At 68.7% G+C, this 25432-nt stretch carries 24 protein-coding genes; 11 read left to right on the top strand and 13 right to left on the bottom strand.

Translation table 11 applies throughout. The features are described 5' to 3' along the window. Positions 1-176: 176 nt before the first annotated feature. A complete protein-coding gene (locus HUW62_RS11560) occupies positions 177-1232 on the top strand; it encodes a lysylphosphatidylglycerol synthase domain-containing protein (RefSeq protein ID WP_163862988.1) in 1056 nt (351 codons plus the stop codon). Here the strand turns inward: HUW62_RS11560 and HUW62_RS11555 are convergent. Beyond that, on the bottom strand, positions 1165-3381 hold the full coding sequence (locus tag HUW62_RS11555) for a molybdopterin oxidoreductase family protein (protein ID WP_176434448.1): 2217 nt from the start codon (positions 3379-3381) through the stop codon (positions 1165-1167). The genes HUW62_RS11560 and HUW62_RS11555 overlap by 68 nt on opposite strands. A gap of 121 nt (positions 3382-3502) precedes the next feature. Between HUW62_RS11555 and HUW62_RS11550 the strand changes: the two genes are divergently transcribed. From HUW62_RS11550 to HUW62_RS11525, 6 genes are all read left to right on the top strand, one after another. After that, the gene (locus HUW62_RS11550; RefSeq protein WP_176434447.1) at positions 3503-4420 is read left to right on the top strand and encodes a hypothetical protein; all 918 of its coding nucleotides are present in this window, start codon (positions 3503-3505) and stop codon (positions 4418-4420) included. Between the two features lie 143 nt (positions 4421-4563). Continuing rightward, on the top strand, positions 4564-5574 hold the full coding sequence (locus HUW62_RS11545) for a 3-oxoacyl-ACP synthase III family protein (RefSeq protein ID WP_163862982.1): 1011 nt from the start codon (positions 4564-4566) through the stop codon (positions 5572-5574). A gap of 312 nt (positions 5575-5886) precedes the next feature. Beyond that, positions 5887-6438, top strand: a complete 552-nt coding sequence (locus tag HUW62_RS11540) for a chalcone isomerase family protein (RefSeq protein ID WP_163862980.1) — start codon at positions 5887-5889, stop codon at positions 6436-6438. 139 nt (positions 6439-6577) lie between these two features. Continuing rightward, positions 6578-7381 carry an OmpA family protein gene (locus HUW62_RS11535; protein ID WP_163862978.1) on the top strand — a complete coding sequence of 268 codons (804 nt, stop codon included), beginning with the start codon at positions 6578-6580 and terminating at the stop codon, positions 7379-7381. A 38-nt stretch (positions 7382-7419) separates the two neighbouring features. Continuing rightward, a complete protein-coding gene (locus HUW62_RS11530) occupies positions 7420-10035 on the top strand; it encodes a TonB-dependent receptor (protein ID WP_163862976.1) in 2616 nt (871 codons plus the stop codon). Between the two features lie 2 nt (positions 10036-10037). Then, positions 10038-10907 (top strand): hypothetical protein, encoded by an 870-nt coding sequence (locus tag HUW62_RS11525; protein ID WP_163862974.1) that lies wholly within the window; start codon positions 10038-10040, stop codon positions 10905-10907. A 66-nt stretch (positions 10908-10973) separates the two neighbouring features. On the opposite strand, the gene HUW62_RS11520 is transcribed toward HUW62_RS11525, so the two are convergent. From HUW62_RS11520 to HUW62_RS11510, 3 genes are all read right to left on the bottom strand, one after another. Then, entirely contained in the window at positions 10974-11543 is a 570-nt protein-coding gene (locus tag HUW62_RS11520; protein ID WP_176434459.1) for a DUF1629 domain-containing protein, read from the bottom strand. A 15-nt stretch (positions 11544-11558) separates the two neighbouring features. Next, on the bottom strand, positions 11559-12917 hold the full coding sequence (locus HUW62_RS11515) for an AHH domain-containing protein (protein WP_163862970.1): 1359 nt from the start codon (positions 12915-12917) through the stop codon (positions 11559-11561). A gap of 68 nt (positions 12918-12985) precedes the next feature. Then, entirely contained in the window at positions 12986-14314 is a 1329-nt protein-coding gene (locus HUW62_RS11510; protein ID WP_163862968.1) for a hypothetical protein, read from the bottom strand. A 212-nt stretch (positions 14315-14526) separates the two neighbouring features. Here HUW62_RS11510 and HUW62_RS11505 point away from each other — a divergent pair, with 212 nt between their 5' ends. Then, on the top strand, positions 14527-14955 hold the full coding sequence (locus HUW62_RS11505) for a hypothetical protein (protein ID WP_163862966.1): 429 nt from the start codon (positions 14527-14529) through the stop codon (positions 14953-14955). A gap of 160 nt (positions 14956-15115) precedes the next feature. Then, positions 15116-15526 (top strand): hypothetical protein, encoded by a 411-nt coding sequence (locus tag HUW62_RS11500; RefSeq protein ID WP_176434446.1) that lies wholly within the window; start codon positions 15116-15118, stop codon positions 15524-15526. A 118-nt stretch (positions 15527-15644) separates the two neighbouring features. On the opposite strand, the gene HUW62_RS11495 is transcribed toward HUW62_RS11500, so the two are convergent. Further along, complete coding sequence (locus HUW62_RS11495) at positions 15645-16898, bottom strand: Hsp70 family protein (RefSeq protein ID WP_163862963.1); 1254 nt, start codon at positions 16896-16898, stop codon at positions 15645-15647. Between the two features lie 165 nt (positions 16899-17063). On the opposite strand from HUW62_RS11495, the gene HUW62_RS11490 reads away from it, so the two are divergent. Together HUW62_RS11490 and HUW62_RS11485 are read left to right on the top strand one after the other, a co-directional pair. Then, positions 17064-18536 (top strand): hypothetical protein, encoded by a 1473-nt coding sequence (locus tag HUW62_RS11490; protein ID WP_176434445.1) that lies wholly within the window; start codon positions 17064-17066, stop codon positions 18534-18536. A gap of 77 nt (positions 18537-18613) precedes the next feature. Further along, positions 18614-19138 (top strand): hypothetical protein, encoded by a 525-nt coding sequence (locus HUW62_RS11485; RefSeq protein WP_176434444.1) that lies wholly within the window; start codon positions 18614-18616, stop codon positions 19136-19138. 59 nt (positions 19139-19197) lie between these two features. On the opposite strand, the gene HUW62_RS11480 is transcribed toward HUW62_RS11485, so the two are convergent. The 8 genes from HUW62_RS11480 to dps form a co-directional block, all read right to left on the bottom strand. Beyond that, on the bottom strand, positions 19198-20097 hold the full coding sequence (locus HUW62_RS11480; protein ID WP_163862956.1) for a CHAD domain-containing protein: 900 nt from the start codon (positions 20095-20097) through the stop codon (positions 19198-19200). 4 nt (positions 20098-20101) lie between these two features. Continuing rightward, positions 20102-20641 carry an inorganic diphosphatase gene (locus HUW62_RS11475; RefSeq protein ID WP_163862954.1) on the bottom strand — a complete coding sequence of 180 codons (540 nt, stop codon included), beginning with the start codon at positions 20639-20641 and terminating at the stop codon, positions 20102-20104. Between the two features lie 90 nt (positions 20642-20731). Next, complete coding sequence (locus HUW62_RS11470) at positions 20732-21145, bottom strand: hypothetical protein (RefSeq protein ID WP_163862952.1); 414 nt, start codon at positions 21143-21145, stop codon at positions 20732-20734. After that, the gene (locus HUW62_RS11465; RefSeq protein ID WP_163862950.1) at positions 21142-21696 is read right to left on the bottom strand and encodes a hypothetical protein; all 555 of its coding nucleotides are present in this window, start codon (positions 21694-21696) and stop codon (positions 21142-21144) included. The genes HUW62_RS11470 and HUW62_RS11465 overlap by 4 nt, the downstream gene beginning before the upstream one ends. A 56-nt stretch (positions 21697-21752) precedes the next feature. Further along, positions 21753-23195 (bottom strand): YdiU family protein, encoded by a 1443-nt coding sequence (locus HUW62_RS11460; protein ID WP_176434443.1) that lies wholly within the window; start codon positions 23193-23195, stop codon positions 21753-21755. 20 nt (positions 23196-23215) lie between these two features. Next, positions 23216-23833, bottom strand: a complete 618-nt coding sequence (locus HUW62_RS11455; protein ID WP_163862946.1) for a glutathione S-transferase N-terminal domain-containing protein — start codon at positions 23831-23833, stop codon at positions 23216-23218. Continuing rightward, positions 23830-24690: an SDR family oxidoreductase gene (locus HUW62_RS11450; RefSeq protein ID WP_176434442.1), complete on the bottom strand. Its 861-nt coding sequence runs from the start codon at positions 24688-24690 to the stop codon at positions 23830-23832. The genes HUW62_RS11455 and HUW62_RS11450 overlap by 4 nt, the downstream gene beginning before the upstream one ends. 102 nt (positions 24691-24792) lie before the next feature. Then, the gene (gene dps, locus HUW62_RS11445; protein ID WP_163862944.1) at positions 24793-25350 is read right to left on the bottom strand and encodes a DNA starvation/stationary phase protection protein Dps; all 558 of its coding nucleotides are present in this window, start codon (positions 25348-25350) and stop codon (positions 24793-24795) included. Positions 25351-25432 lie beyond the last annotated feature (82 nt).

The following is a 25432-nucleotide window of genomic DNA, read 5'->3' as shown; positions in this document are numbered from 1 at the left end:
GCACTCGGAGTCGCTCGGGCAACCAGCGCTCCGGGGCGGGGCGGCCGAGCGCGGATGTCCACCGGCGGACGCGAGGAAAGGGAGGTGGCTTCCGGGCGACGGGCGACCCTCGCAATCCCAGCCGGGGCTGTCCACCTTCCACCGTGACTCGGGGCGCAGGGTGGGTGAGGGAGGCGATGGTGAGCAACGCGCGCGGGGAGATGACCCTGGGCCGGCCGATGGACGCCGCGATGGCGCTCCCCTCGGTGTCGGTGCCCTGGCGGAAGAAGGTGACGGGGCTCTTGCGGCCCGTCTTCGCGGTGGCGGGCCTGGCCATGCTGGCGCTGCTGGTGCGAAAGGCGGGAGCCCGGGAGCTGGGCGGGGTGCTGCTGGAGGCCGCGCCCTGGCTGCCCTGGGTGGTGCTGCTGGAGCTGGGACGTCAGGGCATGGACGCGCTCGCGACGCGCGCCTCCTATGGTGCCCGGGCCGAGCACGTCCCGATGCGCGTATTGCTGCGCGCGCAGCTCATCGGCACGGCGGTGTCCAGCATGGCCCCCGCGGGCCGCGCGGCGGCGGAGGCCACCAAGGCCGCGCTGCTGTCGCCCCACATGGGCGGCGCCACGGCCACCGCGGCCGCGGCCACGTCGCAAGCGGCCTCGCTGGGAGCGGGCGGCCTCATCTCCTTTCCCTGCGCGGCGGCGTCCTATCTGCTGACGGGCTGGTCCGTCTTCACCCTGGCGATGCTGGGCCACGGCGTGGTGCTGGTGGTGGCCTCCACGGGCCTGCGGGCATGCATGCGCGCGCGAAAGCCCTGTGCGTGGCTGGCGCGTCGCTCCCAGCGCTGGGCCCACCACACCGAGCAGTTCCGCGCGACGGCGTGCCACGGCACGTTGCTGCCGAGAGGCCCGATGCTGGCCTTCCTGGGCAGCCGCGCGCTCCAGGTGGCGCAGTACGCGGTGCTGACGCACGCGGTGGGCATCGACACGTCGCTGGTGCAGGCGCTCTTCTCGCAAGGCCTCTACCTCTGCGCGCTGGCGGTGGGCTCGCTGGTGCCCGGGCAGGTGGGCGTCAGTGACGGCGCCTTCGCGCTGGCGGCGGGTGTGCTGGACACCACCGCCGCGCGCGCCATGTCGGTGGCGCTCCTGGGCCACCTGGTGCAGCTCGTCTTCGTCACGGCCGGCGCGCTCACGCCGCTGGTGTGGCGGGTGCGTCCGGCGGCCCGACCGGCTTCACCCGAACCGGCGTGCCGTTGAAGGCGGCGTTGCCGCTGAGCAGGTCCACGGCGCGGTCGTCCGTCAGGTCGTTCTGGCTGATGCCCGCGTGCTCGGCGGCGATGCGCTGGCCCGTGCCCTGACGGCGGTGGCCATAGCCGTGGGGCAGGCTCACCACGCCGCGCATCACGTCGTCCGTCACCGCCACCGGCACCGTCACTTCGCCCACGCGCGAGGTGACGACGGCGGCCACGCCATCGACGAGGCCCAGCCGCGAGGCATCCTCCGGGTGCACCATCAGCGTGCAGCGCGGCTTGCCCTTCACCAGGCCCGCCACGTTGTGCATCCAGGAGTTGTTGTCGCGCAGGTGGCGCCGGCCGATGAGCAAGAGCTCTCCCTCTTTCGGCTCTTGAGCTGCGCCCTCCGGGAAGGTCTCTCGCAGCCGGCGCACGTCCGCCATCAGCGGCGCGGGTGCGAGCTGGATGCGCTGGTCCTTCGTCTGGAGCCGGCCGAGCAGGCACGGCTGGAGCGGGCCCAGGTCCACGCCGTGCGGTGACGCGCGCAGCTTCGCCAGCGACAGGCCTTCGCGCAGCGGATGGAAGCGCGCGCCGTACGGGCCCATGCGCAGGCCGACATCCAACACCCGCTCCGGTCCCAGACGCGTGAGGGCCTGGTACTTCAGTGTCGCGCGCAGCGAGGGACGGCCCCGGCGCAGGTTCTCCAGCCGGTGCTGGAGCGCCAGGACGACTTGCCAGTCCTGACGTCCCTCCGGCCCGGGCTGGAAGAGGGGCGGCGAGTACTTGGCGGTGTTGCGCACCGAGAGCACGTGGAAGGCCACGTCGTAGTGGCCGCGCTCCAGCGGAGAGACGGGCGGGAGGATGAGGTTCGCGTGGCGCGTCGTCTCGTTGAGGTACGGGTCCAGGCTCAACATGAAGTCCAGGCCCTCCAGCGCGCGCTCCAACTGCGGCCCGTTGGGCGTGGACAGCACGGGGTTGCCGGCCAGGGTGATGAGCGCGCGGATGCGGCCCTCGCCCGGGGTGAGCATCTCCTCGGCGAGCACGGCGGCGGGCAGCTCTCCGCCGACCTCCGGCAGTCCGCGCACGCGGCTCTTCCAGCGGCCGTAGCTGCCGCGTCCGAGCGCCATCGCCTTGGGCCCGCCGACGACGTCGAACGCGGGCTGGGTGAACATGGCGCCGCCCTGCCGGTCCAGATTGCCCGTCACCGTGTTGAGCACGTTGATGAGCCACTGGCACAGCGAGCCGAACGGCTGCGTGGACAGGCCCATGCGCCCGTAGCAGACGGCCTGCTCGGTGGAGAGGAAGTCCCGGGCGATTCCGCGCAGCGTCTCCGCGGGCACGCCGGTGTGGGGCGCGACGCGCTCGGGTGGGAAGTCGCGCGCCAGCTCGCGCACGGCCTCCAGGCCCTCCAGGTGCGCGGCCAGGTGGCTTGCGCGCGGCGTGTTCTCCACGAGCACGACGTGCAACAGGGCCAGCAGCGCGAGCGCGTCCGTGCCGGGGCGGATGAAGACGTGGCTGTCGGCGATGGCGGCCGACTCCGTGCGGCGCGGGTCCACGACGACGAGCTTGCCGCCTCGCTGCTGAATCGCGCGCAGGCGGGCGCGGATGTCGGGCGCCGTCATCAGGCTGCCGTTGGACGCGAGCGGGTTGGCGCCCATGACGAGCAGGTACTGCGTGCGGTCCAGGTCGGGGATGGGCGTGAGGAGCTGGTGGCCGAACATGAAGTACGACACGAGCTGGTGGGGGAGCTGGTCCACCGACGTGGCGGAGAAGCGGTTCTTCGAGCGCAGCGCGCGCACCAGCTCCGGGCCGAACACCATGTTGCCCAGGTTGTGCACGTTGGGGTTGCCCAGGTACGAGGCCACCGCGTCGCGCCCGTGCTCCTTCTGCACCGCGTGGATGCGCCGGGCCGCCTCGTCGAGCGCGTCGTCCCACGACACGCGCTCCCAGCCCGTCGCCGTGCGCCGCATCGGGTGGCGCAGCCGGTCCGGGTCCTCGTGCAAGTCCTTCAGCGCCAGCGCCTTGGGACACACGTGGCCCCGGCTGAACGGGTCCTCGTCGTCACCTCGGATGGCGGTGATTTTCTCGCCCTCCAGCTCGATGCGCAGGCCGCACATCGCCTCGCACAGGTTGCACGTACGGAAGTGGACCCGGGACGTAGCCGTCGCGCTCATGCGCGGCACTGTACCTCGCCCGTGCCAGCGCCAATGCCTGTCACCGTCGCGTTCCGCTGTGCGGATTCAGGGCTGACGATATTGGCAAGCCCATGAAAGGATTGCGGCGAGAGGGGAACAAATGCGCCGAATGTGGTCGTGGGTCGCTGTCGCGGTGATGTCGCTGTCGTCCGTCGCGCTGGGAGACGAGGTGAAGGGCGACCGGGAGGAGCTCGGCCGGACGATTCGCTTCACCCGGAAGGACGTGGTGGTGGGGCAGGCCGAGGAGCAGCGGCTGCGCATGGAGATGACCCAGGACTTCCACGTCACCGGGCCAGAGATGGAGCCGGAGCCCATGTCGCTCAAGAGCGTGATGGTCCAGAACCAGGTCCTCACCACGCTCGCGGCGAAGGGGCGCGTCATCACCCAGCAGAAGATTGCCTACGGTGAAGTGCGGGACGTGACGAAGGACGGCGACGGCAAGGAGACGCGGGAGGTGGCCGCCGTCAGTGGCAAGAGCTACCTGGGGGAGTTCAAGACGGGGCGCATCCTGGTGACGGACCTCCGCGGAATGGCCGTGACGAAGGAGGTGCGGGAGACGGTGCTCTCGGACCTGGAGGGGCTGGGCGAGGAGGACCCCATCGTCGCCGCCTTCCCCGAAGCGCCGCTCAAGATTGGCGACAGCGTGGAGCGCGTCGCCCAGGCGTTCCAGGCCAGCCTCCAGAAGGGAGGGGGCGCCGACGGGGTGAAGTTCAAGGACACCCGCATCCAGCTCTCGGAGATTCGCCACGAGGTGCGCGGGCCCGTGGGCGTCTTCGCGGTGTCCACCACGCTGGAGGTCCCCTCGGACGAGGAGACCCCCGTGTCGATGTCCGTCACCTACCAGGGGACGATGAACGTCCTGGCCGCCGGCACCGTGCTCATCAGCTTCTCGATGGCCGGGCCCCTGACGCTCACCCCCACCCCGGAGATGCACAAGCTGGGCATGCGAATCGAAGGCAAGGGCGACTCGCGCCTCGTGCTCACCACCCAGGTCCTCCCCCCACCGCCCGAGAAGTGACGACACAGCGCGTCAGCGGCGTGGCGGAAACGTGACGGGAATGGTCCGGCGCTCCGCACGAGTGGCCGGCTGCTCCGCGGAGTGGCGAAGGCGTGACAGGGCGCTGACAGAGAATGGGCAGGGTTCGTGGTTAGAGGGTTCACATGTTCCTGCACGCGCTCGGCCATTTCCATCCGCCCAACCTCCTGACCAATGCCTTCCTCGAGGAGCTGGGGCTCGAGACCTCGGACGCGTGGATTGTGGAGCGGGTGGGCATCCGCTCCCGTCACACGGTGCTGCCGCTGGAGTACCTGCGGGAGACGCGCAACAAGGACGTGCGGGCCGCGCAGGAAGCGGCCCTCTTCAGCAACGCGGAGACGGGGGCCCAGGCGGCGCGGATGGCGCTCACGCGCGCGGGGCTGAAGCCGTCCGACATCGGCCTCGTCGTCGCGGGCGGGTGCAGCCCGGACGAGTGCATTCCCGCCGAGTCCAACCGCGTGGCGCAGGTGCTGGGCATCGACGCGCCGGCGGTGGACCTCCAGAGCGCCTGCTCCTCGTTCTGCACGCAACTGCACTTCCTCACGGGCATGCGGCCGGAGCGACTGCCGGACTACGTGCTGGTGGTGAACATGGACAACTCCACGCGCGTCGTCGACTACACGGACCGCTCCAGCGCGGTGCTGTGGGGGGATGGCTCGGCGGCGGCGGTGCTCTCTCCCCGCGTGCCGGGACGCTGGCGAATCACCGAGACGCGGCTGGCGGGAGACCCGTCGGGCGCGGACAAGGTGCGGGTGCCGCGCATCGGCCACTTCACCCAGCACGGCGCGGAGGTGCAGAAGTTCGCCATCCGCCGCGCGGGCGAGACGTTCCTGGACTTGCGCGCCCACTACCTGCGTCAGCACCCGGGGAAGGGCAACGAGGACGTCACCTTCATCGGCCACCAGGCCAACCTGCGCATGCTGGAGGCCGTCCAGCGCCGCTGCGAGGTGCCCGAGTCCCGCCACCGCTTCAACGTCAACGTCCGGGGCAACACCGGCGCGGCCGGAGCCCCAGGCGTGCTGAGCGAGCACTGGGACGACGCCTCCCTGGGCAACGCGGTGGTGCTGAGCGTCGTCGGCAGCGGCCTCACCTGGGCCGGCGCCCTGCTGGAGCGCACGGACCCCGGCACCCTCTGAGCGACGTGTCGGAAAGGGCTCGGTCCGGATGCCCGGAACCCGGCCTGTCATGAAGCCCGGAGCCCCGCACGTCGGAGAGCACTGGTATGTTCTCCAACGAGCGTCATGGACCCGATTCACCCCGACATTCCCCTTCAGCCTCCCACCGGGTGCCCTGGCAGGGCATCCCTGGGTTCGACACCCGGCGTGACATCGGACTCACCGGCGGTCTTCTCCGTCCACCAGGGCACAGGTGCACACGTGGATCTGCTGGCGGCGAGGCGAGGGCGTGCGCACCTATCCCGGCACCGTAACGGGGCGGGGGTCGGACGCATGAGAGAGCAGGCGTGGAAGAGCGCGCGGTGGCTCGTGCTGGGGCTGGTGTTGGTGGCGGGCTCGGCGCGAGCGGGACAGAAGCAGGTGGGCGGAGTCCATATGCCGGACTCGATGACGCTCCAGGGGCGAACGGTGGAGCTCGCCCACATGGAGCTGCACAAGCGCTTCCTCTTCAAGGTGTACGTGTGGAGCCTCTATCTGGAGGACCGTCCACGCAGTGCGTCGGAGGCCATCGCCTCCAACTCGGTGAAGCGGCTGCACTTCCGCTTCCTGAGGGACATCACCCGCTCGCAGTTGGTGGACAGCCTGCGCCACGGCCTGCTCCGCAGCGCGGAGCTGCGCGAGGGGCCTCTGTCCCAGCAACTCGGCGTCATGCTCGACTCGATGCGTGACGTGGAGAAGGGCGGGGACCTCATCATCACCTACACGCCTGGGGGCGGATTGGAGATCGGCGGCGCGGCCAGCGGCGGCGTCTCCATCCCCGGCAAGACGTTCGCTGACGCGCTCTTCTCCGTCTGGCTGGACGTGCACCCCATCTTCCCGCGCTGAGGGCCACGCCACCGAGGACCCCCTGGCCACCGGCCAGGGCACCCGGCTGGCGAAATGCCCCTGTGGGTTCTTCCTGACCTTGAAGCTCCCGAGCAGTAAGGTGGAGCTCCAACCATCGTTGTCGGGAGAACCCATACATATGCGGACACGGCTGATTCTGGCGGCATTCGTCGCGCTCTCCACGGGATGCGTTTCGCAGGGCAAGTTCGACGCGAAGGCCCTGGAGGCGGAGCAGCTCACCAAGGGCCTCACGGACGAGAAGGGCGCGCGCGAGGCCGCCGAGGCCAAGGTGAAGGAGCTGACGGAGAAAATCACGGCGCAGGAGCAGGAGAAGACGGCGCTGGAGACGCGGCTGACCACCTCTGAGTCTCGACTCACGTCGGGCGCCGCCGAGCGCCGGGCGCTGCAGGAGCAGAACGCGCAGCTGGCCGCGCTCAATGACGAGCTGGCGCGCAACTCCAAGAAGCTGGCGCAGGCGAAGGAGGAGCTGGAGAAGAAGAGCTCCGAGTACGAGAACCTGGCGCAGAGCCTCAAGTCGGAGATTTCGGAAGGCAAAATCGAGCTGTCCGAGCTGAAGGGCCGGATGACGGTGCAGCTCAAGGACAAGATTCTCTTCGCCTCCGGCTCGGCGCGGGTGGGCAAGGAGGGCGTGGACGCGCTGAATAAAATCGCCACCGCGCTCAAGACGGTGCAGGGGAAGATTGTGCGCGTGGAGGGCCACACGGATGACGTGCCCACGGGCGGCGGTCAGTTCCCCACGAACTGGGAGCTGAGCCTGGCGCGGGCCATGGCGGTGGTCCGGGCGCTCCAGGACGCGGGTGTCGACCCGACGACGTTGTCGGCGGCGGGGTACGGCCAGTACCAGCCGATTGCGGCCAACGACTCGCCGGAAAACCGCAGCTTGAACCGGCGCATCGAAATCGTCCTCGCGCCCAAGTTGTGAGAGCTTCGGGAGGGCGCGCGTTGGTGCGCCCCTCCCTCATGAAAACGCTCTTCACCGTCTTCTGCTTCCTCGTTGCCACCGGGGCGCTGGCCCAGGCCCCGGATGGCGGCGTCGCCGACCCCGATGCGGGCATCCCCGCGGGTGTGCTGACGAAGCCACCCGAGCTCCTGCGCCAGGTGGAAGCGCCGTACCCCGCCGAAGCCGCCGCCCAGCAGTTGGAGGGGACGGTGGTGATGTTCATCGACATCTCGGAGACGGGCGCCGTCACGAATGTCGAGGTGACGCAGGCCGCGGGGCACGGCTTCGACGAGGCCGCGGTGGAGGCGGTGAAGCAGTTCGAGTTCTCCCCGGCGGAGGTGGACAACGTCCCCTCCCCGGTGCGCATCCAGTACGCGTACCAGTTCGTCTTCCGGCCCGTGGAGCCCACGCCCACGGAGGACGGTGGCGTCTCGCAGCCCGAGGCGCCGGTGAACTTCAGCGGTCAGGCGCTGGAGCGAGGCACGCGCAAGCCGCTCAACGGCGCGGAAATCGTGCTGCCGGAGCTGGACCTGTCCGCCGTCGCGGACGCGGAGGGACGCTTCTCCTTCCGAGGCGTGCCGCTGGGCACCCACGAGGTGCTGGTGGTGCAGGGCGGGTATGACCGCTTCAAGACGAAGGAGACGATGTCCGAGGGGTTGGAGACGCGCGCCACGTACTACGTGCAGAAGCGCATCTTCAGTCCGTTCGAGACGGTGGTGAGAAGCGACCGTGAGCGCAAGGAGGTGACGAGCACCACGCTCCAGGTGGCGGAGGTGCAGCGAGTGCCTGGCACGCAGGGCGACACGCTGAAGGTGGTGCAGAACCTGCCCGGCGTCGCGCGGCCCGCGTTCAACGGTGGCGCGCTCGTGATTCGAGGCACCAGCCCGCAGGAGTCCGGCGTCTTCCTGGACGGCCAGCGCATCCCCCTGCTGTTCCACTTCGGCGGCCTGACGAGCGTCTACAACTCCGAGCTGTTGGAGTCGTTGGACTACCTGCCCGGCAACTTCTCCTCGTACTACGGCGACATCACCGGCGGCGTCATCAACGTGAACAGCCGCGAGCCGAGGATGGACCGCCTCCACGCCACCGTGGGCGTGAGCCTGATTGAGTCCAACGCGGTGATTGAAGGGCCGATTACGGACACGCTGGGCTTCGCGATTGGCGGCCGGCGTTCGTACATCGACATCGTGCTGGGGGTGATTCCGGAGGGTGACGGCCCGAGCCTCCAGGTGGCGCCGCGCTACTACGACGCGCAGCTCAAGCTGGTGTGGAAGCCGCTGTCGCGTCACACCTTCACGCTGCAGGGCATCACCTCGCGCGACAGGTTGGGGCTGGTGTTCGACCGGCCGTCGGACAACGACCCCACCGTCAACGGCAGCCTGGACGTCACCACGGGCTTCAACCAACTGCGGCTGCGTCACCAGTACCGCGCGGACCGGCTCACGCTGGACACGCACGCGCTGGTGGGCAACACGCTGGTGGAGTTCGAGATTGGCGACCGCAACCTGCGCATCGCCTCCACGGACCTGAACCTGCGCGCCACGGCGGAGTACGCGCTGGTGGAGCCCTTCACCCTGGCGGGTGGCGTGGACGTGACCAGCAGCTTCGCGAACGTGAAGGCGCGCATCCAGCGTCCGCCGCGCGAGGGCGAGCCGCCCAGTCCGCTCATCACCGAGGACCTGCTCAACACCGACGGTGACTTCCTCCAGTACTTCCCCTCGTTGTGGATTGAGGGGCGCTGGCGTCCGTTCAAGGGGCTCCTGGTGGTGCCGGGCGTGCGGTACGAGGGGTATGTCTTCACGGACCAGAAGGACGTGAAGCGCACGCTCAACCCGCGTCTGGCGGTGCGCTATGCGCTGACGGACACGCTGACGCTGAAGGGTGGCGCGGGCGTGTACCACGGGCCTCCGGTGCAGGATGAGCCCAGCCTGGCGTTCGGCAATCCGGACCTGTCGGCGAAGCGCTCGCTCCAGTACGGCGTGGGCGCGGAGTGGCAGCCGCAGCAGGAGTGGTTCGTCAGCGGCGAGGTCTTCTACAACGACTTGGACGACCTCATCAGCCGCTCGGACGCGCTGGTGGAGCGGGACGGGGAGCTGGTGCCGGAGCGGCTGAAGAACGGGGGCGTGGGCCGCGTGTATGGCCTGGAGATTCTCATCCGCCGCTCGCTGACGGAGCGCCTGTTCGGCTGGATTGCGTACACGCTCAGCAGGAGTGAGCGCCGGGACGCGCCGGGGGCGAACTGGCGCCTGTTCGACAACGACCAGACGCACGTGCTGACGGCGATTGCCTCATACAAGCTGCCGAAGGGCTGGGAGGTGGGAGCGCGCTTCCGCTTCGCGTCGGGCAATCCGACGACGCCGGTGGTGGGCTCGGTGAGGGATGACGGCACCGACGTGTTCCTGCCGCTGTTCGCCGGGGTGAACTCGCGACGGCTGCCGTCGTTCAATCAGTTGGACATCCGCGTGGACAAGATTCTCGTCTTCGACAAGTGGACGCTGGACCTCTATCTGGATTTGACGAACGTCTACAACAACGCGGCGGTGGAGGGCATCGCCTACAACTACAACTACACCGAGAGCGCCTACTTCGAGGGACTGCCCATCCTTCCGGTCCTCGGCGCCAAGGGGAGCTTCTGAGCATGCGCACGCGAGTCCTCGTCACACTGGCCGCGCTGCTGTTTGCCTGCGGTCCCGACTTCGAATTGCAGAGTGAAATCCGCCGGGTGCGGGTGCTGGGCATCCGCGCGGAGCCGCCGGAGCTGGTGCTGAATCCGGACACCGGGACGTTGCCCGGGCCGGTGACGTTCAGCGCGCTGGGCGTGGCGCCGGAGGGGCGTGCCGTCACCGTCACGTATGCGCTGTGTCGCTACAACGGGAATCCGTATGACGGTCGCTGCCCGGGTGTGAACGGCGTGGCGCTGCCGGATGGTGTGTTGTCATTGCAGGACCCCAACGTGCAGGTGGTGTTGCAGGAGGCGCTGGCCGCGGCGAATCCCAATGGAGGAGGGACGCCGAATCCGGATGACCCGCGCACGCGCGAGGCGCTGGAGCAGGGCATTCCGCTCTTCGTGGGCTACGAGGCGTCGGACGGCACGGGCACGCCGGAGGGCGTGGAGCGGGGCGTGAGGCAGGTGCTCGTGCGCTCGACGACGGCGCCGAATCAGAATCCGGCGGTGGCGGACATCCTCTGGGACGATGCGACGCTGACGGGACCGCTGCCGTTGGCCACGGAGGTGGTGTTCCGTCCGGTGCTCACGGAGGGCAGCCTGGAGCTGTACACGGCGGAGGACGGCCCGCGCACGGAGCAGGTCTTCTACAGTTGGTTCGTCACGGGGGACGGCGAGGTGAAGGAGTTCCGCTCGCAGGAGCCCGTGGACAACAGGCCTGGAGACCCGACGTCGAAGTACGAGACGCCCGCCACGGCTCAGCGAATCACCGTGTATGTGGTGGCGCGCGACGGACGCGGCGGAGTGGGTTGGCTCAGTCGGGATGTGGACGTGGGGCCGTAGTCACGGCGCTGAGCGCCCGCACAGCGACTCTGGCGTGGTGTAGGGGCAGGTTTCGAGGCGGGAGGGTTAGACCGCTTCGAACAGCATTCCGGTGGCCCCTGCTTGCTCTAGCGCGCCTTTGAGCCTTTCAGAGACAACGAGGACAACGGACCATCCCCAGGTCCGAAACACCTGGGTGTCGCCCACTCTCGATGGGTCGATGCGCATTCCCGAAACCTTGCGGTACTGCCCTACTTTCTCCGGGCGCCCATCCTCTGGCTTCCAGTATTCCACTTCTTCGGATGCCGCATCATCGACGCACTGAATGAGCTTGGTCGCGACCAAGATGCAGAACTGATCGGCCTGTCCCTGGATATTGACTGGCAGGATTTGCACGTCGGCTGGGGCCATTTCCACGAAGAGGGAAGCCACCCGGACGTGAACGATGGGCGTGGCAAATCCCGCCAGGGAAAAGTCCAGGGGCTTCCCTGGGACATCCACCGGAACCTGCAAGCGGCCCAGGTCTGGAACGGGTCTCCCTTTCTTGAAAATCCACGGGTCTTCCACTTCTCGGGCTTGCAGATCAGCGGGTGTTCCGAGCACCCACCGTCCCCGAATACTCATGTCATCGGTCAGCTCGAAGTACCGCTGCGGCATGATGCGCACCCACCGTCATTCGCTGCGAGTCACCCATTTGTTGAGCTTGGAGCCTTCCTTGGAAATCTCCTGCGCCAAGCGGCGAAGTTCTGCCGTCAATGCTTCGCGGCACTGCTGCATGGTGCGGCAATCCTCCGTTGCTTCAAGCAAGCGCTTGTGAACTTCCTTGTGATACGACTGCGGGTGCGGCCCTTGATGGCCCTTGATATTGACGATGTTCGCAGGGTCATTTTTCAGCGACATGCCTGCTCTGTCGAAGATTCTTTTGAAGAGGGGCGACCATGGCCCGCCGTCCTTCGTGTCCGTCCACCACTTGTCGGTGGCGATGTGGTGATCCTGGCCCTTGGCGTCCACCGGAGCGATAGCCGTACCGCCAATGCTCCGTGCCGTCGTGGAGACCGCGCCAGGAGCGAGCGCCATGGTGACTGCTTCTCCCGTCGCCGTCACCGCCTGCACTTCGCCCACGGCGGCCAGCACGATGCCCGCTCGGGAACCTGCCTGCATGGATGCTTGCGCCGAGCCGGGTAGCGTCGGCACCTTGCCCGCGAACCCCGCCGCCGTGTTCCCGATGGCCACCGTGGCGAGAAGGGCGAATGCGCGCGCCGCGTTCCGTCCCATGACCTTGCCGTACCGCTCCCCAGCGTCGCGCAGTTCATCGAAGGTGCGGGCATGATCCGCCTCGTCTACCAGTCCCCGGAAGCCTGTAATCAGGCTCCAGAAAGTGTCCACTCCCAGGTAGACAATCAGGGTGGCTGTCATGACAGCAGCCAATCCCTTACTCACCGGTTCGGGCACCGTCCATAAGATGAGATACAGCGTGCCCGTCCACAACGCGTCCGCCAGCATGGCGTGCGGGTCGACCATGTCCTTGAATGCTTCCAACATCTCTTCGTTCACAGCGTCTTGGGCGAGCGCCATGGCCAGCGCGTAACGACCATCCCCAGTCACCGTGGGTTTCTCCGCTAACAAGCGGAGGCAATCTCCTGTCCTCTCCGTACGTGCGCACCAGCGCAGGTAGGCACGCGTCAGTTCCACGTCTGCTTCCGAAGGCTCCCCCTCCAGACGCTCGCCTGACCCAAGCGGCGTGACTTGGCGGGTGCGCGCATCGAAGAGGTACGTTCCTCCACGCGCGTCCATTTCGAAGAGCCGCCGGGCGGCCTCTTGCGGGTGTGCCGGAGGTCGCTGGGTTCTCGCGTGCTTGAACAGAGCCTCTTTGAATTCATCCTCTTCCAATTCGACGGGCTCGGCTTCGTCGGTGCGAGGAATGAAGGTGAGCACCTCACCCCGGTCCGTCTCCAAGCGCACCACTCGCGCCGTGGCGCAGCCTGTCAGCAAAGGCAAGAGCAACAACGCAAGGGCGCGATGCAGTCTCATGGGCACTCTCCAGGAAGGGCTGGCCTGCACTGGAGCATGCCAACCCTGTCTGCGATGTGGATACCAGGCTACTGCGCTGGCGCCGTCGCGGGTGGCTTCCAGAGGAACACGTTGCGCCGTGTCCCGTTCACGACGACGAACACGTTGCGCGCGCGGCTGTAGCGGAACCGTCCATAGGTCCCATTCGACGCGGCCGGGCCCGGGTCATCCCCCGTGCCCGTGACTTCCACCCAGCGCGCGTTCGGCAGGTCGAGCATCGCCAGCCTCTTCCCTCCGGGATACGCGACGAATCGGTCCAGCACCGGTGAGTACGCGAGCCCCGGCGCTCCACCCACCGGCGTGCTCAATCCCGTGGTGGTGACGGTGGCCTGCGTCTTCCCCGCATCACCCAACCCATACGTCGACACCGTGGCCCCCTCGCGCACCAGCGCCAGGACGTTGCGCCGCGTGTCCACGTCCGCGCCCGCGTAGTAGTAGCCCACGCCATCCGCCGCATGCGCCGTCCAGGTGTCGGCGACCGGGTCGTACTCGTGCAGCTTCCTCGGCCCCACGTACCAGACGTGCCCGCGCGCATCGGCGGCGCTGGCTCCGTAGTCGATGACCGGGTTGTTCGCACCGCGCACCCAACGCCCCGTCGCGAAGTCGAAGCCCATCACCAGCTTCGAGCCCGCCTGTCCGCTGGGGTACGGACCCACGGAGCCGAGCACATAGAATCGCCCTGTCGCCTGGCTGAAGGCGATGTTGCCGTAGGTGTGTGCGCTGCGCGGCTGCTGCAAGTCGACCTGGGCGAGGATGCTCGGCTCGTCACACAGCTCCGGACGCACGTAGCCGCTGGCCGTCAGGCTCGTGTCCGGAATATCGAGCGACGCGACGGACGGATAGAAGCCACACGTCTCCAGCCGCTTGTCCCGCATCACCGGCGTGACGCTGTTGCCCGTCATCCCCGGAGGCAGCTCCGTCCACCGCTTCCACGTCATCGACGCGAGGTCGAACGTGAAGACGTTGTTGTACGGCGAGTCGTCATGCCCGCCGCCCCAGACAACCAGCCTGTCTCGCAGCGAGTCGTAGGCCCCACCGCTCCACGCAATCATCACCGCTTCGCACGGATAGCTGGAGTACGGCGGGGGACAGACGTCCGCCATGTTCGTCCCCGGCAGCTCCTTCCATGAGCCCGCCGGCATGGCGGCGATGATGGCGTCGACAGGGCCCGGCTCGATTCCCCCCGCGTCGGGCACCGGGCCGGAACCTCCGTCGCCTCCGTCGCCCGCGTCCGCACCAGCGCCTCCGTCCGCTCTCGGCGGTGTCTCGGAGGGGTCGCTGTCATCACAGCCGGGAGACAGCACGGCGGCCCAGGCCAACGCGGCGGCGGGGAGCAGGATTCGGGAGATTCGTCGCATCCCTCATCCTGTCCGGCCCGCTCACGACGCGTCTCGGCAAGAGGGGCGCGGTCTCACCTCGATGGCGGAGCTTCCTGGAACGACGGATGTGCCCCGAGTCAAATAAAACCTGATTCTGTCTCTTAAAATAAGAATTCGCGAGAAGTCCGCTTGGTTCCGTTCTTCAGGAGTGGTTGGTTCCGCCCCTCCCTACACCTGGAAAGGACTCCCCCATGCGGAACCTCCTCGCAGTGACTGCCTCCCTCTTCGCTCTCACGTTCCTTGGCTGCAACGCCGCGCCCGCGGAGCCGACCCCCGAGCCCACGCCGGAGGCCGCGGAGCAGACGCAGAGCCTGACGGCGACGGGCAAGGGCTGCTCGGCCGACACGCAGTGTGCTTCTGGCCTGTGCTGGGTGGAGGCGGACTCCTACCCCCTCTACAACCCGGCCTGGATTCACGCCGACAGCTGCACGGAGGAGTGTGGTGGCCCTGCGGACCATGCGAGCTGCCGCACCCTGGCCGCGGACCTGAACGCTCCGTCCCCGAACAGCGCGCGCTGCATCGCCGCGCGGGGCGTCTACGACAACTATCCCTACGACGACATCTTCTACGTGTGCGACCTGGTTGCCGCCGGCCTGGGCAAGGTCCACTGGGTCGAGTAGTCGCGACGTGACTCGCGCCGCCCGGAACGCAGTCCCTCCGGGCGGCGTGTCGCCGTGGATGAACTCCACCGGGTTGCACCTGTCAGGCGGTGGCGCCCCCCCGAATCATGATGATTCCATGATTGGCTTTGGCGCGGGCGCGGGCGGGAGACTCCCCGTCATGAGATGCCTTCTTCTCGCCGTGGGCCTCGTCACCGTCCTCTCGTCGAGTGCCTGTGCCCCACGTGTCCTCAGGCCCGCGCCGAAGCTCGGCCAGCTCGCGGACGTCCACACGAGGCCAGGTCGATACGACGGCTACTCGGTGGACCTCTGCAAGCCCGACAAGAATCCAGACCGACGCCTCATCGTCGTCACCGGCCATGGCTCACGGGTCTTCGCGCCCGTCGTCGCGGGAGAGCCCGAGGACCATGACCAGCGCCGTACCTTGGCGGTGCTGATGGGCGGTCCAGACGAGCAGGCCCGCGCTGACCGCACCCGGCCCGGCTGCCACGCGCCTCATGCGGCCCGAGTCTCGGTCGTCGGCTACACGAGGACGTCGACGCGGCCATTCGCTATTGGGGCGGCCTCCTGAAGGCGGGCAACCATCGAGGCGAGGTGCTCATCTCCGTGCAGGGCCCGACTCAGGGCCCCTGAGGCGCGAGCGCGCGGGGCCGTACTTCATGTGCACGCAGTGAGCGCGTGCCCGCGGCTCAGCCGAACGTCGCGGAGGCGCGTCCCAGACCCTCGGCCACGGAGGTGAAGGCGTCCGCGGTCCGCACGCGCTCCTCGCCGAAGCGATTCACGTAGAGCTGGCGCACGGCGGGAATCTGCGAGGAGCCACCCGTGAGGAACACGGCGTCGATGTTCGCCGCCTCGGGGTGACGCGACAGCAGCCCGACCGTGCACTGCTCCAACTCGTCGAGCAGCGGCTTGCTGAACGCCTCGAACTCCTTGCGGGTGATGGGCTCGTGGAGGTTGATGCGGGCCTCCTCGAAGTCCACGGTGGCCACCTCGTCGCGGGACAGGCGCACCTTGGCGGCTTCAATCGCGCGGAACAGGCGATAGCCCAGGTTGTCCATCACCAGGTCGTGGAGCGCCTCGATTTCGGGCTGCTTGTCACTGGTCTCCAGCATGGTGTCCAGCAGGTCCTGGGTGGACTTCTCCCGGATGAAGGACATCTCGTGCCAGGACAAGAGCTTGGCCATGACGTGCTGGGGCATGGGCAGGCGCTTGTCACTCAGGCCTCGCACCCGGTAGGTGGAGCCCGCGCCAAAGCGGGGCAGCAGCTTGTGGCGCATGATTTCGGCGTCGAAGCGGTCACCGCCGATGCGCACACCGGTGGAGCCCACGACGTCCGGGCGGCGGTCCTTGGCGCCTCGGCGCGACGGGCCCAGGCGCATCAGCGTGAGGTCGGTGGTGCCGGCGCCGAAGTCGGCCACGAGGACCAGCTCATCGCGGGTGAGCTGCGCCTCGTACGCGAGCGCGGCGGCGATGGGCTCGATGAGGAACTCGATGTGCTGGAAGCCGGCCAGCTCGGCGGCGCGGTGCAGGCGCTTCTGGGCGAGCGCGTCCGCGTCCTTGTCCGGGGTGAAGACGGCGGGGCGGCCGAGGATGACGGCTTCCGGGAGGCCTCCCATGTGGGCGCCCGCCGCCTCGCGCACGCGACGCAGGAGGATGGCGACCAGGTCCTCGATGGTGAAGGTGCGGCCCCTCACCTGGGTGGCGCGGAAGGAGTTGGAGTGGAGGAAGGACTTCACGGACTGGATGAAGCGTCCGGTGTTGTCCTCCATGTAGCGGTTGATGGCGTCGGCGCCCGTGTAGATTTCGCGCTCGTCGTCCGGGAAGAACATCACGGAGCGGAAGAGGCGGGGCTCCGAGGTATGGGGTTGCAGCGACAGCACCGTGCCGTCAGGCAGGGCCGCGGCGGTGTTGCTGGTTCCGAAGTCGAGTCCGCAGGCATGCATGGGGGTGCGCCCCTTATCGCCAAACTCCAGGAAAGGGTAGGGCGTCGTGAGCCGGGCTGCCCGGTGGAGGACGGGCGAGTGGGCGGCCGCCCGGAGAGGGCGTGGGTTGGCGAGATTCGATGACTTCCCATGTTTCTTTTTCGGAAGTCACGACAGGGGGTCTTCATGAAGGTCCGCGCGAGAGGGTGGGTGGCCGCCGGTGCCGCCGCGTTGCTCGTCACCGGCTGCCGTGAGCGCGGCCAGGAGGCGCAGTCGCGGCAGGGCACGGAGGCGACCGCGAGCGAACAACAGCATCAGGCGAACAGCGCCCAGGAAGAGGTGCGGCGGAAGCAGCAGGCCCTGGACGAGGCCAAGGCCCGCGCCCAGCGTGAGTCGGGCGAGGCGGACCAGGCCCAGACCGCACAGCAGACGGAAGCCGCACAACAGGCCGCCCAGGCCCGGCAGCAGGCCACGGATGCGACGCAGCAGGCCGGGGCAGCGCGGCAACAGGCGGCCCAGGCGAATGCGCAGACGGGTGCGGCCCAGCAACAGGCGGGGGCCGCGCAGCAGCAGGCCACCGGAGCTGCTCAGCAGCAGGCTGCCCAGGCGGGACAGCAAGCCACGGACGCTCAACAGCAAGCCGCACAGGCGGGACAGCAGGCCACGGACGCTCAGCAGCAAGCCGCACAGACGGGACGGCAGGCCACGGACGCTCAGCAACAAGCCGCTCAGGCAGGACAGCAGGCCTTGGATGCGCAGCAGCAGGCCCAGGCCAGCGCCACCGGCACGGAGAGCGAGGCGGAGCGACAGGCCGACCTGCGGGCGGAGCGGGACGCCGAACTCCGCGCGGAGCAACGCGCTGAACAGCAGGCGGCACAGAGTGGTTCCGCGCCGTCGGACACGCAGTCACAGACGGGGCAGGACACGCAGTCACCCGTGGCCTCCTCCTCGGGAACGGGCACGTCATCCACACCATCCACCACCGGGTCGCCCACGGACTCCAGCTCGGGACAGGCCTCCGGTGGCTCCGGGCAACAGGTCGACGAGGGTCCGCAGCCGCTGTCTCCCCTCGAGCAGCTCGATGCCCGACAGCAGCAGGGTCAGACGACGAGCGGAACGGAACAGCAGCCCACCACGTCGTCGACCCCGTCGGCCACGGAGCAGCAGCCCATCGCCACCGCGCCTTCGACGACCGAGCAGCGGCAGCCCGCCTCCGGGACCCCTGACTCCACGACGGGCACCTCGGGCACCACCCAGCAGCCGCAGCCACAGCAGGGCGCGCAGCAGCCCCAGCAGCCCGTGGTCATGCTCCCGGTTCCCTCCGGTTCTCAGCAGGGCAGCGGCACCACGTCGGGAACACAGGCTCAGCAGAACACCCCGCAGCAGTTCACCGGCGAGGTGGTCCGCGCGAGCGAGACCGAGGTCCTGCTCAGTCAGGGGGGGGAGCCCCAGCTCCGCTTGACGGTCAAACCCGAGACGCAGGTGACCGTGGATGGGTTCCGCTCCGTCGCCGAGGACATCCAGGAAGGCGCCCAGGTCCGCGCCTCGTACACCATGGATGAGACAGGGGAGGCCAAGGCCGTGAGCATCGACGCGACCTCACAAGGGAGTACCCCGGGGACGGGTTCGACCCAGGAGCAACCCACGCAGCAGCAGTAATCAGATGGCGACGGGTGTCACGCTGTCCGCCGCCGCCGTGGTAATCCCAGACCCCTCTTTCGAGAGGGGTCACGCACATGAAGCAGCAACTGGTCGTCCTCCTGGGTGGATGGTGTCTCGGCGCGCTCCTCGGCTGCAACGCGGGCGGGCCGACACAGGTCGCGGACAACTCCGTGTCGCGAGCGATGCTCACCGAGGAAGAGCCTCCCCAGGGCCCCTGTGGCGAGGACGGCATCTGTGACCTCGGGGAGACTCCCGAGACGTGCCCGCTCGACTGCGACAGTCCCGGCGACCCCTGCGGCAACGGACTGTGCGAGTCGCTCGAAACACAGCAGAGCTGTCCCACCGACTGCGGCGCCGGTCCCATCGGAGGCACGTGCGGCAACGGGCTCTGCGAGCTGAGCGAGACGCAGCTGAGCTGCCCCACCGACTGCGGCGCCGGTCCCATCGGCGGAACGTGCGGCAACGGCTACTGCGAGCCGCTCGAGACGCATTTGAGCTGCCCGCTCGACTGCGACACTCCCGTCGGTGACACGTGCGGCGATGGGCTGTGCGAGTCGCACGAGACGCACCAGGGTTGCCCCACCGACTGTGACGGCTGAGCGTCACCCCACGTCCCGCGAATACGTGGACGCCCTCGTGTGGCGCCCACGTGTCCGCGCTACGCGAGCACCTGGAGCAGCCGTCGGGGAATCGCCTCGGCGTGCCAGCGCTGGAGCTCGCGTGCAATCTCCGCGGAGCGTTGCGCCCGACCCTCGCGGATGAGCGGCAGCAGGGCACGCGCGGCCTTGCGCTCCCCGGGCTTGCCTCCGGCGGCGAGTCGCTCGAACACCTCCAGCCTCACGTCCGCGTCGTGCAGCTCCCCCAGCCCCTCCTGGAGCGGGACGAGCACCTCCACCAACGCGCCCAGCGTGCGGCGGAACGCGGGCTGGAAGATCTCCAACTCGTAGCGCAGCTTCTTCAAGTCCTTGCGCAGCGCATGCGCGGACGCGGCATCCGGCGCGTCCATGTAGACCTTCATCCGCTTGCGCACGCGGCGCACCCGCCAGAGCAGAGGCTCCTTCACCCGGCGCCCGCCGAAGCGATGGTCGTCCTCCAGCCCGTCCACCTTGCGCAGCAGCCGGGGCATGGTGCGCGAAGCCCACCGCTCCAACTCCGAGCGCAGCCGCTTCTCCTTCGCCTTCAGGCCCGTGAGGCGCGCCTTGCCCAGCGCGGCGATGCCCGCGCGCGTGTCGGGCTTCTCGCGGCGCGACTTCTTCGCGACCTCCTCCAGCCAGGCCGCCTGGACGTGCAAATCCCTCACGTCGCCCAGCGCGTCCTGGAGCCGCTTCACCTCCACCTCCAGCTTGCCCAGCCCGCCGAGCGGACGGAACACCTGGATGGCGGCGCGCAGCCGACGCGTGGCCACGCGCATGTCGTGGACCCCGTCGTCGTCGAGCGCCTCCGCGAGCTTCGCCTCGGGCTTGCGGACATCCGCCAGCCGGCCCGCGAGGATGCGCCGCGCGGCCTCGCCCAGCTCGCTGTCCGGGCCCAGTCCTCGAATGGGTGTGGGTTGGGCCATCGAGTCAGCCTCCCGTCGCGGCTTGGGTGTGCAACATCCGCTCGGCGGCCTCGGGGCCTTCCCAACCGAGGATGCGCGCTTCCTTGTCCTCGAAGTGCACGGCGGTGAGGAAGAAGTGCGCCAGCTCCTCGCGCTCGCGACGGGACACGTCCTGGTACGTGCGCAGGTGCTCGGTGCGCGGCGACGCCGTGGGCAGCGCGATGATGCGGTCATTGCGCTCGCGCTCGCCCGGCTTGCCGCCCTTGCGCTTCTGGTCCACCTGGAGGACGCCCAGCGCGCGGCAGGGCAGCACCACCCCGGGCCACGTGGTGTCGTCCCACAACACCATGGCATCCAGCGGGTCTCCGTCCGGACCCTTCGTCGATGGGATGAAGCCCCAGTCGAACGGATAGCGAAGCCCCCGGGTCAGGGGGCGGGAGAGCGTGAAGGCCGAGAGCGCGGCGTCGTACTTGAGCTTCACCGTCGAGCCCCGAGGGGACTCGACGACGACGTGAAAAGCGCCCTGGGGCCCACGCGAGGGCAGGCGGGTGAGGTCCGTCGTCATGGAAGGTGGAAGGTCAGCCCGCTCCCCCCGCGCGGCAAGCGCCCTCGGGGGTGACTTTCGGCTCGCCAACCTTCCAGGCGAGCAGGCGGGCTAGATGGAGCCCAACACCGCGACGATGCCGCTGCCGACGAGTCCCACGCCCGTCAGGACGAGGCCGGTGATGGGCATCCACCGTCGCTGTCGTCCCGGGGGCTCCCGGGTGCGGTACAGGGCCACGACGTTCACTATCGCCGACGCAATCTGGATGGCGATGCACATGGGGACGAGCGAGAGCACGCCCAGGACGAGCCCGCTGACCACGAGCCCCATGCCCGCGACTTCCGGCGCGTTGACGGTGCGCTCGCGCAGGTCCCAGCACGAGGGGCACATGGGGCGCGCCTCCGGACGCACCCGCCGCTCGCACCCCGGACACATGAACGTGCCGCAGCGGCCACACACCCAGCTCGCGATGACGTCGGGATGCCCCGCGCAGGAGGCTCCCTCCGGTGGCGTCTCCACGCTCATGCCGACTGCCGCTCCAGCGGGTGCTGCACGCCGCGCGACCGCCGCCGCCCGGAGCTCAGGTGCGCGGTGATGGTGGTCGCCGCCGACTCGCTGGGGAGGGAGAGGGTGATGTGCCGCTCGTCGATTCGCTTCACCAGGGGCACCCGTCCCTTCATCACCGCGAAATAGGCCACGACGGGCAAGAGGACGGCCAGCAGCACCGCCACGAGGATGGGCGTCCCATCGCTCCTGCCCGCGAACACGGTGATTCCACCCACCAGGATGGCGATGGTGCCCAGGAAGGAGAGTCCGAAGAGCAGCTTGCTCCGCTGCCACCGGGCCCACCCCTCTTCGCTGAAGGGCAGGGTGCCCTTGGCGCGCTTGGTGAGCGCTATCGCGATGAGCAGCACGATGAGGGCCGCGAACGGCACGAAGATGAGCAGCCAGCGCGGATACCACGCGAACTTCACGGGCTTGAAGGAGATGCCCTCCGTCTGGCCGGTGATGACACAGACACGGGGCAGGTCGAACTCACTGAGCTCGTTCTTGGGAATGACAACGTCAGCGGACATGGCGCGCGGTTCTAATCCAGACACTTCGGCGCGCGCCAGTCAGGGTCTCCCGTGCCTCACGAACTGCAGCTCACCACCAGGTGCCGGCCCCAGGCAGGAGGCTCCGTGGTGTACTCCTCGTACTCGGAGCGCTGCGTGAAGGGGTCTTCCAGGGCGGCGAGCAGGCGGTCCACCTCCGAGAAGTCGCCCTCCTGGGCGCGGATGATGGCGGCCTGCGCCATCCAGTTGCGCAGCACGTACCGCGGATTGACGCGCTCCATCCGCGTGCGCCGCTCCTCGTCCACGCTGCCTTCCGACGCGAGCCGCGCCCGGTATCGCTCCGCCCACGCGTCGAAGCCCGTCCGGTCCGCGAACATCGCTCCCACCGAGTCCAGCCGTCCCAGCGCGCGGAAGAAGCGGGTGTAGTCCACGCGGGCCTCGGCCATGCACGCGAACAGGTCTCCCACCAGGGCGCGGTCCTCGTCGCGTGACTCCTGGAGGCCCAGCTTCTGGCGCATCCGCTTCAGGAAGTGCTCCTTGAAGGTGGGCTCGAAGGTGGTGAGGACCGCGCGGGCCTCGTCCTCGGACATCAACGTGAGGAGCGCTTCACCCAGACAGGCCAGGTTCCACATCGCGATGCGCGGCTGCTGGTCGAACGCGTAGCGGCCCCGGTGGTCGGAGTGGTTGCAGATGAAGCCCGGCTCGAACGCGTCCAGGAAGCCGAAGGGGCCGTAGTCCAGGGTGAGGCCGAGGATGGACATGTTGTCCGTGTTCATCACCCCGTGCGCGAAGCCCACCGCCTGCCATTGCGCCACCAGCCGCGCGGTGCGCTCCACCACTTCCGCGTAGAAGCGCGCGTGGCGCCCCGGCGCTCCGGACAGGTGGGGGAAGTGTCCGTCGATGACGTGGTCGGCCAGCAGCGCCACGTGCTCGTGCTGCTCGGAGTGGTGGAAGAACTCGAACGTGCCGAAGCGCACGTGGGACGGAGCCATCCGCACCAGCATGGCGCCCGGTTCGATTTCCTCGCGGTACACCCGCTCGTCGCCGCCAATCAGACACAGCCCGCGCGTGGTGGGGATGCCCAGCCCGTGCATGGCCTCGCCGCACAGGTACTCACGGATGGAGGAGCGCAGCACGGCGCGCCCGTCTCCACCGCGCGAGAAGGGCGTGGGGCCTCCGCCCTTGAGGTGCAAGTCCCACGACGTGCCCGCGCTGGTGCGCACCTGGCCCAGCAGCAGGGCGCGGCCGTCCCCCAGCCGGGGCACGTACACGCCGAACTGGTGCCCGGCGTACACCATGGCGAAGGGCTCCATGCCCGGCAGCGGACGCCCACCGCCCAGCGCCTCGACGAACTCCGGACGTCGAGCCTCCTCTGGCGACAGCTCCAGGAGGCGCAGCGCGGCGGGATTGAGGCTCACCAGCCGGGCATTCGGGAAGGCGCGAGGAGACACTCTCGCGCCGAAGCCAGGAGGCAGGCGGGCGTACGAGTTGTCGAAGCGAAGCTGTTCGAGCGCGGGCATGGAGAGGGGAACAGTAACGCTCAGGGGACCTTCATGCCGCGCTGCACGGCGGGACGGTCACCCACGCGCGACAGCCACTGCGGCACCTGGCCCAGGCCCGCGAAGATTTCCGGGACGAACGAGCGCATGCCCGCGACCCACGGGTAGAGGGCGATGTCGGCGATGGAGTAGCGGCCCGCCACGTAGTCCCCCTTGCCCAACTGCCCGTCGAGCACCTTGAGCAGTCGCTTCGACTCCTCGGTGTAGCGGTCGATGGCGTAGGGAATCTTGGTGGAGGCGAAGCGGCCGAAGTGGTTGAGCTGGCCGAACATGGGGCCCACGCCGCCCATCTGGAACATCAGCCACTGCGTCACCTCCGTCTTGCCGCGCAGGCTGGACGGCATGAGCTGGCCCGTCTTCTCCGCGAGGTACAGGAGGATGGCGCCCGACTCGAAGACGGAGATGGGGCTGCCGCCCGGCCCCTCCGAGTCGACGATGGCGGGAATCTTGTTGTTGGGATTGATGGCCAGGAACTCGGGCTTGAACTGCTCGCCCTTGCCGATGTTCACCGACTTCGCGGTGTACGGCAGTCCCAGCTCCTCCAGGGCGATGGAAACCTTGCGCCCGTTGGGCGTGGCGAACGTGTACAGGTCAATCATGGTTGGACTCCCGTGAGCCGCGCGCTTTCCCGCCAGAGCTGCTCGGCGAGGGCGTCGTCCCGCGCGGCGGCGGACGGCTTCCTCTTCCGGCAACGGATGAAGTACTTGCCCGAGACTCCGTCCACCTCCGGCGACGACGCCAGGTAGATGGACGTCTTCGCGCCGCCCTCGGCGGAGAGGAAGAACGGCGCGCCCAGCTTCACAATCCAGCGGAAGTAGCCTTTGGTGTTGTGGCCGAAGCCCGAACGCACCACGCCAGGATGCACCGCGTTCGTCGTCACGCGCGTGCCCTCCAGCCGCTTCGAAAGCGAGTGGGTGAACAGGACATTGGCCAGCTTGGAGTTGGCGTAGACGCGGAAGCCGTCGTAGCGACGCTCGCTCTGGAGGTCGCTGAAGTCGAGCTTGCCGATGCGGTGCACGTCCGACGAGAGGTTGACGACGCGCGCGGGGCCGCTGGCCTTGAGCGTGTCCATCAAGAGATGTGTCAGGAGGAAGGGCGCCAGGTGGTTGGTGGCGAGCGTGGCCTCCAGCCCATCCACCGTCACCTGACGCTGGTCGATGATGAGGCCCGCGTTGTTGACCAGCACGTCCAGGCGCGAATGGCGCGAACGGAAGGTGTCGGCCAGCGCACGCACGGCCTGAAGCGAACTCAAGTCCGCGAGAATCGTGTCGACACTCGCGCCCGCGACGACCTGGTTCACCGCGTCCACGGCGGCCTGGGTGCGGGCGGCGTCGCGGCCCACCAGCACCACCGTGGCGCCGAGGCGTCCCAGGGCCTTGGCCGTCGCCAGGCCGATGCCGCCGGTGGCCCCGGTGATGAGGCACACCTTCCCGTCCAACCGTGTCTCAGCGCTCATGTGGGCGTCCTCTGGATTCCGAGGACGCCTTCTATATGCCGACACGGGCCCGGACGCTCGTGGAAGCGCCGGGCCCATGGGGAAGGGAGGTCGGAGTGTGGCTCAGGCGTGCGGAGGCCGGGTGGGCTCGCTGGAGCGAGACTCGTCGCGACCGCCCTTGGTGCGCGGCGTGGGGCGCGCGGTGCCGTTGAGGTGGCTCTCCAGGAACCACATGTCCAGCTCCACGTCGCCCAGGATTTGGGTGAGCAGGTCCACGGTGATGGGCTCCTCCAGTTCATCGCAGCGCTGGATGCCTCCGCGGATGGAGGCGCCGTAGCGCGCGAAGCGGTCCACCAGGCACTTCAGGTGGTCCTCGCTCTCCACGGCCTTGAGGTCGTACTCGGGCAGCTCGCTGTTCTTGGCGGCCAGGCGGATGGTGCCCTCGGCGTAGCCGCCCAGGGTGCCGGCGCGCTCGGCGAACTCGTCGGCCTGCTTGCGCGCGTGCTTGGCCAGGTCGTCGAAGAGCAGGTGACGGCTGTAGAAGTGGGTGCCCCGGATGTTCCAGTGCGCTTGCTTGATTTGCCAGTGCAGGTCGATGGAGTCGGCCAGCAGGTTGTTCAGCAGGTCGATGATCTCCTCGCGCGTCTCACTGGGGACATTCACATGGCTGGGAAAGTTCATGGTTGGCGCTCCCTCCAAGAAGGCTGTCCGAAGGGTGGGGACGGCCTTCCCCATGTGCCATGGCGCGGAATCCTGGCTGGAG

This window comes from Myxococcus sp. AM011, from assembly GCF_013372595.1.
Taxonomy (GTDB): domain Bacteria; phylum Myxococcota; class Myxococcia; order Myxococcales; family Myxococcaceae; genus Myxococcus; species Myxococcus eversor.
Note: the sequence above shows the minus strand (reverse complement) of the source record. Positions and strands in the feature narration are given on the sequence as shown.

Coding starts and splice junctions, on each gene's coding strand:
- HUW62_RS11505 (WP_163862966.1), top strand. CDS start 14,527: ATGCGGAACCTCCTCGCAGTGACTGCCTCCCTCTTCGCTCTCACGTTC.
- HUW62_RS11500 (WP_176434446.1), top strand. CDS start 15,116: ATGAGATGCCTTCTTCTCGCCGTGGGCCTCGTCACCGTCCTCTCGTCG.
- HUW62_RS11470 (WP_163862952.1), bottom strand. CDS start 21,145: ATGAGCGTGGAGACGCCACCGGAGGGAGCCTCCTGCGCGGGGCATCCC.
- HUW62_RS11455 (WP_163862946.1), bottom strand. CDS start 23,833: ATGATTGACCTGTACACGTTCGCCACGCCCAACGGGCGCAAGGTTTCC.
- HUW62_RS11560 (WP_163862988.1), top strand. CDS start 177: ATGGTGAGCAACGCGCGCGGGGAGATGACCCTGGGCCGGCCGATGGAC.
- HUW62_RS11475 (WP_163862954.1), bottom strand. CDS start 20,641: ATGACGACGGACCTCACCCGCCTGCCCTCGCGTGGGCCCCAGGGCGCT.
- HUW62_RS11465 (WP_163862950.1), bottom strand. CDS start 21,696: ATGTCCGCTGACGTTGTCATTCCCAAGAACGAGCTCAGTGAGTTCGAC.
- HUW62_RS11540 (WP_163862980.1), top strand. CDS start 5,887: ATGAGAGAGCAGGCGTGGAAGAGCGCGCGGTGGCTCGTGCTGGGGCTG.
- dps (WP_163862944.1), bottom strand. CDS start 25,350: ATGAACTTTCCCAGCCATGTGAATGTCCCCAGTGAGACGCGCGAGGAG.
- HUW62_RS11490 (WP_176434445.1), top strand. CDS start 17,064: ATGAAGGTCCGCGCGAGAGGGTGGGTGGCCGCCGGTGCCGCCGCGTTG.
- HUW62_RS11460 (WP_176434443.1), bottom strand. CDS start 23,195: ATGCCCGCGCTCGAACAGCTTCGCTTCGACAACTCGTACGCCCGCCTG.
- HUW62_RS11555 (WP_176434448.1), bottom strand. CDS start 3,381: ATGAGCGCGACGGCTACGTCCCGGGTCCACTTCCGTACGTGCAACCTG.
- HUW62_RS11515 (WP_163862970.1), bottom strand. CDS start 12,917: ATGAGACTGCATCGCGCCCTTGCGTTGTTGCTCTTGCCTTTGCTGACA.
- HUW62_RS11530 (WP_163862976.1), top strand. CDS start 7,420: ATGAAAACGCTCTTCACCGTCTTCTGCTTCCTCGTTGCCACCGGGGCG.
- HUW62_RS11520 (WP_176434459.1), bottom strand. CDS start 11,543: ATGCCGCAGCGGTACTTCGAGCTGACCGATGACATGAGTATTCGGGGA.
- HUW62_RS11545 (WP_163862982.1), top strand. CDS start 4,564: ATGTTCCTGCACGCGCTCGGCCATTTCCATCCGCCCAACCTCCTGACC.
- HUW62_RS11450 (WP_176434442.1), bottom strand. CDS start 24,690: ATGAGCGCTGAGACACGGTTGGACGGGAAGGTGTGCCTCATCACCGGG.
- HUW62_RS11510 (WP_163862968.1), bottom strand. CDS start 14,314: ATGCGACGAATCTCCCGAATCCTGCTCCCCGCCGCCGCGTTGGCCTGG.
- HUW62_RS11485 (WP_176434444.1), top strand. CDS start 18,614: ATGAAGCAGCAACTGGTCGTCCTCCTGGGTGGATGGTGTCTCGGCGCG.
- HUW62_RS11535 (WP_163862978.1), top strand. CDS start 6,578: ATGCGGACACGGCTGATTCTGGCGGCATTCGTCGCGCTCTCCACGGGA.
- HUW62_RS11495 (WP_163862963.1), bottom strand. CDS start 16,898: ATGCATGCCTGCGGACTCGACTTCGGAACCAGCAACACCGCCGCGGCC.
- HUW62_RS11480 (WP_163862956.1), bottom strand. CDS start 20,097: ATGGCCCAACCCACACCCATTCGAGGACTGGGCCCGGACAGCGAGCTG.
- HUW62_RS11550 (WP_176434447.1), top strand. CDS start 3,503: ATGCGCCGAATGTGGTCGTGGGTCGCTGTCGCGGTGATGTCGCTGTCG.
- HUW62_RS11525 (WP_163862974.1), top strand. CDS start 10,038: ATGCGCACGCGAGTCCTCGTCACACTGGCCGCGCTGCTGTTTGCCTGC.